General features: G+C 41.0%; 7 protein-coding genes. All 7 read left to right on the top strand.

Annotated features, from left to right (window positions below; genetic code table 11):
* The first annotated feature begins 100 nt into the window (after positions 1 to 100).
* The 7 genes from ACFPRA_RS23575 to ACFPRA_RS23545 all read left to right on the top strand — a co-directional run bounded on the left by ACFPRA_RS23575 (position 101) and on the right by ACFPRA_RS23545 (position 8,604).
* Positions 101 to 538 (top strand): Dps family protein, encoded by a 438-nt coding sequence (locus ACFPRA_RS23575; protein WP_381440232.1) that lies wholly within the window; start codon positions 101 to 103, stop codon positions 536 to 538.
* Between the two features lie 130 nt (positions 539 to 668).
* On the top strand, positions 669 to 1,355 hold the full coding sequence (locus tag ACFPRA_RS23570) for a hypothetical protein (RefSeq protein WP_381440230.1): 687 nt from the start codon (positions 669 to 671) through the stop codon (positions 1,353 to 1,355).
* An 81-nt stretch (positions 1,356 to 1,436) separates the two neighbouring features.
* Entirely contained in the window at positions 1,437 to 2,192 is a 756-nt protein-coding gene (gene sigI, locus ACFPRA_RS23565) for an RNA polymerase sigma-I factor (RefSeq protein WP_381440228.1), read from the top strand.
* The gene (locus ACFPRA_RS23560; RefSeq protein WP_381440226.1) at positions 2,192 to 3,250 is read left to right on the top strand and encodes an anti-sigma factor domain-containing protein; all 1,059 of its coding nucleotides are present in this window, start codon (positions 2,192 to 2,194) and stop codon (positions 3,248 to 3,250) included. The genes sigI and ACFPRA_RS23560 overlap by 1 nt, the downstream gene beginning before the upstream one ends.
* A gap of 543 nt (positions 3,251 to 3,793) precedes the next feature.
* Positions 3,794 to 4,273, top strand: a complete 480-nt coding sequence (locus tag ACFPRA_RS23555; RefSeq protein WP_381440224.1) for a hypothetical protein — start codon at positions 3,794 to 3,796, stop codon at positions 4,271 to 4,273.
* 112 nt (positions 4,274 to 4,385) lie between these two features.
* Entirely contained in the window at positions 4,386 to 6,002 is a 1,617-nt protein-coding gene (locus ACFPRA_RS23550; RefSeq protein WP_381440222.1) for an FAD-dependent oxidoreductase, read from the top strand.
* 160 nt (positions 6,003 to 6,162) lie between these two features.
* A complete protein-coding gene (locus tag ACFPRA_RS23545; protein WP_381440220.1) occupies positions 6,163 to 8,604 on the top strand; it encodes a Lon protease family protein in 2,442 nt (813 codons plus the stop codon).
* Positions 8,605 to 8,798: the final 194 nt, after the last annotated feature.

The raw sequence follows: 8,798 nt of genomic DNA, 5'->3' as shown, positions 1-8,798 counted from the left end.
AAGAATATCGTCTATAGTTTATAATTATTATAATTTAGTATTGATTATTATATAGAATTTGTTATAATGAATATAAGGTCATTTGAGGGGGAATTATTTAATGGAAAAATTACAAACAGCACTAAATATTCAAATCGCAAACTGGAGTGTCCTTTATACGAAGCTTCATCGTTATCATTGGTTTGTAAAAGGACCGCATTTCTTCACTCTTCATGAAAAATTCGAGGAACTCTATAATGAATCAGCCACTGTTGTCGATGAGGTAGCAGAAAGACTTCTCGCAAGTGGTGGAACGCCAGTTGCGACGATGAAGGAATACTTGAACCTTGCGACTTTGGAAGAAACAAAAGGAGAAAGCGGTGCCGATGAAATGGTTGCAAGCCTTGTCGATGATTACAAGCATCTGAAACAAGAGCTGAAGGCATTAGCTGAACTCTCAGCCCAACAAGAAGACGATGTCATTAATGATCTCGCTGTCGGCTTATTGGTGAAAGTGGATACACATATTTGGATGCTATCTGCTTACTTAGGTGAATAACAGAAACTTGAAGAAAAGTCAGTGATTCATATCACCGACTTTTCTTTTTTTCGACCCCCACAAAAAAAGAATTCCATACGAATAACTGGTATGCCCATAAAAGGGCAAAAACATGTTGAGGTGATTTAGAATGCAAAAGAAATGGAAACAAACAGGTGCAGTATTGCTGATTGCAGGGTTGACAGTAACAGGGACAAGCTATGCATGGGCGGATGAACCAATTGATTTGGGCCGACTTGTAAAAGATTCCGCTACTGATGTCGTGGAAGATCCAACTGAAATTGTGGAATTGCCTGAAGCGGAAAACGTAAGTAAAGAGGATAAGGTGGAGGAAAAAGTTAAGGAAGATGAAGAAACAGGTGCAGAGGCAAATATGCTACCAGAAATTCCGGAAGGGTATACTGCTGGAAATCTTGTTGCACTTGGAATTGCCTATGAACAGGTTCAAAATCCAACCGCAAAGGCTTCCATTAAACGTAATATGGAGCGTTCCATTGAAAAATGGGAAGCTAAGCAGTCAGAAGCGGAAACTGGTGAACAGCCTGAGCTTGAAACGCCTGAGAAACCTGAAACAGTTGCTTCGGAACAGCCAAAGGTGAAAGAAGAAGCGGTTGAGCAAGAAGCACCAGCGAAACAGGAGAAGCCCGCTAAAGTGAAACAGGAAAAAGCGCCTCAAGCCGAACAAAATGCACAGCACAGAGAACAAAGAAAAGAATTGAAAGCAACTCAAAAAGCAGAGCGTGAAGCGTTAAAAACAGAACGTAAAGCGAATAAAGAGCAACAAAAGCAAATGGAAAAAGAAAAGAATAACGGATGAAGTCCCAGCAAACTACTTTTCATTTTCCGTTGCACCCATTAAAATCAAAAACACTGGTCTAATGGGAACGGAGGGAGATGTATGCTTTTGTCTATCATACAAGGAATATTCAATAAGAAGTCTGATACAGCATTGAATGAGCTTGTATTGAAGGCAAAGAGTGGTGATAAGAAGGTTATGGACGACCTTCTTATCGCATTTACTCCGTACATAAAAAAAACGGCTTCTTTTGTCTGCAAACGATTTGTGGATGAGCATGATGACGAATTTAGTATCGCTATGAGCGGCTTTCATGAGGCGGTATTACAGTTCAATCCGAAAGACAACGCTTCGTTAACGACATTTTCACATTTAATAATGAAGAGAAGAATGGTCGATCATTTTCGTAAAGAAGCAATAAGAACTAGTACGATTCATTTATTGAAAGGCGAGGATGAAACGGCAGCTTCTGATGCCGAATGTTATGTATTTGATCAAGCATCGATTGCATCCTATTCGAGTGAGCAACAAGCGTTGGAACGTCGTGAAGAGATTATGGAATATACCGAACTTCTGAAGGACTTTGGTTTATCATTCCAAGAGCTTGCCAGGTTGTCTCCGAAACATGCTGCTTCAAAGAAGACAGCCATTCAGATTGCGCAAATCATCGTGGAAACACCAGAATTCCTTTCTTATCTTATGGCGAATCATAAATTGCCGATTAGGGAACTTGAATCGACTGTCGAGGTTTCAAGAAAGACGATTGAGCGGCATCGTAAATATATCATCGCTTTAACGCTACTGCTTACTGGTCACTTTGTATACATAAAGGAATATATAAAAGGGGAACTTATATGATGCGGACATACAGAGGCGTTGTTTGCGAAAGGAAAAATAAATATACTGTGTTCCTAACGGAAAAAGGCAATTTTCTACGAGGGATTCCAATTGGTGGATCACCGGATATTGGAGAAGAAGTCGACTTTCATCCGGTTTTTACACCTCCTCTTTTTGCTGGAAAAGTAAAGCCACAATTCGCAGGCGCAGTTTTGATTGCCGCAGTGCTTCTCTTATTCATCGTCGCATCTTTAATTCCCATAAATGATAAAGTGATGGCTTATGTTCAATTGGAAGCGGGCATAGCATTGGAACTTGGTATCAATCAGGCAGGAAAGGTCATTACCTTACGCTATTTGAATGATGCGTCTGATGAACAAGAAGACAAGCTTACCAATTGGAAAGGCCGAACTTTCAGTCAAGTGTTGGACACGGCCGTGAAGAAATTAGTGATAGAGACCAGTGATGTGCCAGTAATTCTCACAACAATCTTTACCAGTTCCGAAAAACAACATAAAGTGGAAAGGATTGTTGGTAGTGCGGTTCAGGAGGTTCGCGGTGCACATAAAGAATTGGCCTGGGAAATTTCCGGAAGCACTTTGGAAGAAAGAGTGCTGGCGAATCAACATGACATGTCTATTCATAAATTCAAGGCGAGTCAACAAGGTCCGCCGGTGGATGAAAAGAAACCTTCTACCAAAATCGAACACGACGAAAAAACAAATTCAAGGAATCAGCCAAGAGACCAAGAAGTGCCTCAACAATCGGTTCCTACTACACTTTCAAATCAGAAAAACAATGGAAATGAAAATCAGAAGGAACCAAAGGAACTTCAAGAGCCAAAACTAAAGAAATCTGATCCAAAACCGAATAAGGGGCAGGAGGAACGATTCAAGTCTTCTCCGACAGAAAAGGAGAAACCATCTCATCCTACCCCGGATCTTAAAAACGCCAACAAGGGAAATCAAAGCCCAACAGTTAAACAATCGAAGGAAGATCACAATCAGCAAAAGCAACCGGAAACCGGGAACAGCCATGGAAGTCCAGAACGTCCACCAGTTGGGAATGGTCGGGAATAGCCTTGCTGTCGATCTTTTTAACATGATTCAGCAGAAGTCCCCCACTTCTATAAGTGGCGGGATGAATGCTAGATATGCATTCCATTCAGTGGGGGTTCAAACCCGGGCTGAATCAAGTTAAGCCTCCGGCGGATGTCACGGATTTTGAAAGGAGTTAATTGCGTTTATCTAAGTGCCTTAATTTTCACAAAAAACGCAGAAATACGGCAAATCGAACCCTTCGCTGTTCAATTCGCAATTCAAAATCCGGACGCAATTACGCCGAGGCGTAATTGATTGTAATTCAATCAAATGTTATCAAAAACACTCGGGCTAGGATACTGACCTGAGTAGTTTTGAGCTTTGGGATAGAGTTCGGTGAATTTCATAAAATGGATGAACCGTAATGTTGTTTTCCTCATAACTTAGAAATGGTCGCAGTTGGCCAATATCTATTTACATCATATACGGATAAAGGGGAGGTACTCACGTTGGTACCATATTGGTTATTCCATTCAGGCGAAATTTCGATACCCTGATTCCATCAAACGTGAAGATATTTCGATGCTGAAGATCAATATGAAACGTTCCAAAAGTGAAGAACAAATTGCAGCCTTTATAAATATCAGTGCGGTTAATGCTATGTTTGTCATTTACGAAAAAAAGGGTGATCAGTATCAAGAAGTATATGTTAATGAACAGTTTGTAGAAGGGGTCAAAGTTGTAGGAGGCTCATCAAATAATCAAATACTTGTTGTAACTGGTGGTGGCGGTGGCGGGACTGGAATATGGCAATCGGATCATCACGTCGTTCGATATACACCACAAGGTTATAAAGAAGTTTGGAAAGGAATTGCTACAAATAGAGAAAATCTTCCGATTGCAAATTACCATTTACAGCAAAATGGAATGATCGGTTTTGATGCTGGGGGATCGGAACTTTATTATGCCCAAATAACGAGTGTGCCGACTTCAAGTGGTCTATTTCAACTTTATAAGTATAATGAACAGAAAAGTGAATATGAGTTAGTTATATCTTATTGATTGGGAGGCATGTGGCAGGACTCTACACACGCCGTTTTGTGAAGCTGTCTATTAACGGTACCTAGTTTTAAGTCAACAACGAGAACCCGGTACCGTTTCCTGTTTAAGTCTGATGCCGGATGGGAATCCTACTATTAGCTTAGAGTCGAATGGAGGATTTATTGTGACTGAAAATGGAAAGTTGCCACAGCATCCTGAATCGTATTGGAGGACAGGTATTGATTTTTCGAAGTTTCCAAGTTTAGAGGAGGATATTCAAGTTGACGTCATTATTATAGGGGCAGGTATTACGGGAATCACATCCGCTTACCTGTTAGTGAATGAAGGCTTGAAGGTCGCCATTATTGAAGCGGGGGAAGTGTTGAACGGGACGACGGGCCATACGACCGCCAAAATCACTGCACAACATGATCTCATCTACGATGAATTCATCCATAATATTGGGAGAAGCAATGCACGTTTATACTATGAAGCGAACATGGAAGCACTTCGTTTTATTAAAGAAACCGTGGACCGACATAAAATTGACTGTGATTTTAGTCAGCAAGATGCGTACATATACGCTACAACCGAGAAATATGCACGAAAGATTGAAAAAGAGGCGGAAGCCTATGAAAAGATCGGGATTGAAGGGGGCTTGGTTGACAGTATCCCTTTTGACATCGCGATACAAAATGCGCTTGTCATGAAAAAACAAGCGCAATTCCACCCGACCAAATATTTAGTCCATCTCCTTCAAACCATCAAGGAAAAAGGTGGTCTCGTCTTTGAGAACACAACAGCGGTCAATGTTGAAACGGGTGAGCAACCTGTTGTACTGACCAAAGAAGACGTACGAATAACTGCCGATCATGTCCTCACATGTACGCATTTTCCATTTTACGAGGGGGCAGGGCTTTATTCGACGAGGATGCATGCGGATCGATCTTATGCGCTTGCTGTGAAAGCAAATAAGCAATACCCGGGTGGGATTTATATCAGTGCTGATGAACCGACACGTTCCCTTCGATCTGTAACCATCAATGGTGAGGAAATGGTACTGATTGTCGGGGAAAACCATAAGACGGGGCAAGGAATCGAGACGATGGAACATTACAAGGCGCTGGAGCAGTTTGGCGAGGAAGTTTTTGGACTGAAAGAAATAGTCTATCGGTGGTCGGCCCAGGATCTGATTACACTAGACAAATTGCCTTATATCGGTGAGCTGACCTCCGGGCAACCGAATATCTTGATTGCGACTGGTTTCCGCAAATGGGGAATGACCAATGGAACTGCAGCTGCACTGTTGTTCCGGGATATTATCATGGGCTATGAGAACAACTTTGAAAAGTTATATACGCCTTCACGTTTCTATGCACATCCAAGTTTGAAGAACTTCTTTAAGGAAAATGCTAACGTTGTCGGTCAATTGATAAAAGGGAAGCTTGATTCACCAAAAACCAAACCTGAAGATCTATCCAAAGGCGAAGGTGCGGTTATTACATTGGACGGGCATAGAAAAGGCGCATATAAAGATGAAGAAGGAAAATTGCATATCGTGGATACGACCTGTACCCATATCGGATGTGAAGTCGAATGGAACAACGGTGAACGTACTTGGGATTGTCCTTGCCATGGTTCCAGATTTTCATTTACCGGAGAAGTGATTGAAGGTCCCGCCGAAAAACCATTACAAAAATACGACTATACGATGTTGGATAACCTGACATCCGAAGACTCAGGTTATTGATACGAAACATTCTACAGCAGGGACGAGCTCCTGCTGTTTTTTTATTAAGATGCTTGATAAGTTATTTTTTGGGTATAGAAGTACTGAAGACCTAATCGGAGGAATAGGTACTTTGTGATGAAGACAACAGTACTGACTATTTTACAAAAGGATGATCCGAATGGATGATAAAAGAAATGGAAAGCCAATTCAAAAGAAAGTTTCTTTATCACCTAGTTTATTAAAAAGAACGGTAGATTCCACAAAGTTTGAATTTGAAACAACGGAACAGGTGCCGGAGTTGACGAATATCGTCGGTCAAGAACGTGGCAGAGCAGTGATGGAATTTGGTTTACATGTTGATAAGTCGGGTTATAATTTGTATGTTTCTGGGATTGCGGGGACAGGAAAAACGACCTTTACAAAATCCTTGGTCCATGAGATTGCAAAAAAAGATGCGAAACTATTTGACTGGTGCTATGTGAATAACTTTGAAGATGGTTATAAGCCAAAAATTTTAAAGTTGCCAGTAGGGATAGGGAAAGTTTTGCAAAATGATATGAAAAACCTGATTGAGAATTTAAAGACGGATATTCCGCTGGCGTTCAATGAAGAAAATTACCAAAAAGAACGGTCTTCCATTCTTCGGGACTTGCAAGAAAAAAGAGGGGAAATCTATCAAGAAGTAAACAAAATTGCAGCCGAATATGGTTTTATCATTCGACAATCCGGCGCTAGTATTATTACGCTTCCCGTCATGGAAGGGAAGCCGATGAATGAAGAAACGTACCGCACTATGACGAGTGAGCAACTGAAAGAGATCGATCGCAAATCGGCATTGCTCCAGGAAAAAATATTGGATTCTACAAACGCGCTACGTGTTATGGAAAAAGAAACGAAGATGGCATTGGAGAAATTGGATAAAAAAATTGCATTGACTGCTACTGAATATCATATGGAAGAAGTGAAGAAGAAGTTTAAGGATTGCTCGGATGTGATCGCCTATTTTGTTGCTGTAGAAGGGGATATCGTCAATCATATTGAAGATTTTCTGCAGGATGAGCAAGCAAAAGAGACGAATGCCTTTGGAGAGCTAACACAAAGAAAAAGTCGAGATCGGACTTATACGAAATATGCGATCAACTTGCTCGTTGATAATAGTGAAACGAAGGGGTCCCCTGTCATTGTTGCGGATAATCCTACCTATTATAATTTAATAGGGAAGGTCGAATTCGAGAATCGAATGGGAATCATGAGCACGGATTTCACGAAAATCAAACCAGGATTCCTTCATTATGCCAACGGAGGCTATATTATTGTTCAAGCGAAAGATTTGTTTTCCAAAAGTTACGCTTGGGAAGGGTTGAAAAGAGCTTTATTAAATCATAAACTACAAATCGAAAATCTTGGAGAACATTCGGGGTTAATCACGGTCACGTCTCTCAATCCGGACCCGATTCCGCTGCATGTCAAAGTGATCATTATCGGCAATATGGAAACCTATCAATTGCTCTATCAGCATGAAGAAGATTTCAGCAAGCTGTTTAAAATTAGAGCGGATTTCGATGTGGTGATGGATTACAGTACGGAAAATATGGCGAGGTTTGCGAGTTTTATCCATACCCATTGTAAGGAGCATGATTTGCGCCATTTTGACCGGACCGCTGTCGCAAAAATGATGGAATACAGCTTGAGGCTTGCGGGTGACCAAAACAAATTATCTACTCGTTTCAACCAACAAGTCGAGACGATCTATGAGGCGGATACGTGGGCAAATATGATGGGAGACGAGCTTGTTTCGGCAAAACATGTCATCAAGGCGATTGAAGAAAAAGAATACCGTTCCAGCTTGTACGAAGAAAAATTGCAGGAAAGTATACAGGAAGGCTCCATCTTAATCGATATCGACGGGGCAGAAATCGGACAAGTGAACGGCTTAGCCATCTATAATCTGGGGCAGTATAGCTTTGGGAAACCATCAAGAATTACTGCAACGACATTTGTCGGGAAAAACGGCATTATTAATATCGAAAGAGAAAGTAAATTGGGCGGTAATATTCATAATAAAGGCATTTATATTCTGGGTGGGTACTTAGGCCAAAAATTTGCCCAGCAACATCCTTTAACGTTAACTGCTCATATTGCTTTTGAACAGTCTTATGGTGGAGTGGATGGCGATAGCGCTTCAAGCACGGAATTGTATGCACTGCTTTCTAGTTTAGCGGAACTGCCAATTGAACAAGGGCTTGCCGTGACCGGTTCAGTCAACCAAAAAGGAGAAATCCAACCGATCGGTGGCGTCAATGAAAAAATAGAAGGTTTTTTCAAAGTTTGCCAAAACAAAGGCCTGACGGGTAAACAAGGCGTCTTAATCCCCCATCAAAATGTGAAAAACCTGATGTTAAAAGAGGAAGTCATCGAAGCTGTAAAAGAAGGAAACTTCCATATTTACGAAGTGAAAACAGTTGAAGAAGGCATTGAACTATTAACAGGAATCCCTGCAGGGCGAATGAACGTGGAGGGGGAATACGAAGAAAACACTGTCTTTGGTAGAGTGACAGCTAAGTTAAGGGACTATATGAAACTGTCCGAGCAACATGAGAAAGAGAATAATCGGGAGTGAAAAGCACCAGGTTCCAAAACAGATCGTGATTGTTATTGGAATCTGGTTTATTTGTGTTTTTGATAGCGAAAAATAGTTTATTAAAAATATGAAAAAGAAAACTAGGTATTGACAATTTCGAATAGGCGTTATAATCTGAAATTCAACTTGTATGGTACATGCAAGTTACATGTAGGCGAGAAAGTGTGTTGAAA

The organism is Sporosarcina soli (assembly GCF_042655805.1).
GTDB lineage: Bacteria > Bacillota > Bacilli > Bacillales_A > Planococcaceae > Sporosarcina > Sporosarcina soli.
This window is presented reverse-complemented; position numbering and strand designations above follow the sequence as displayed.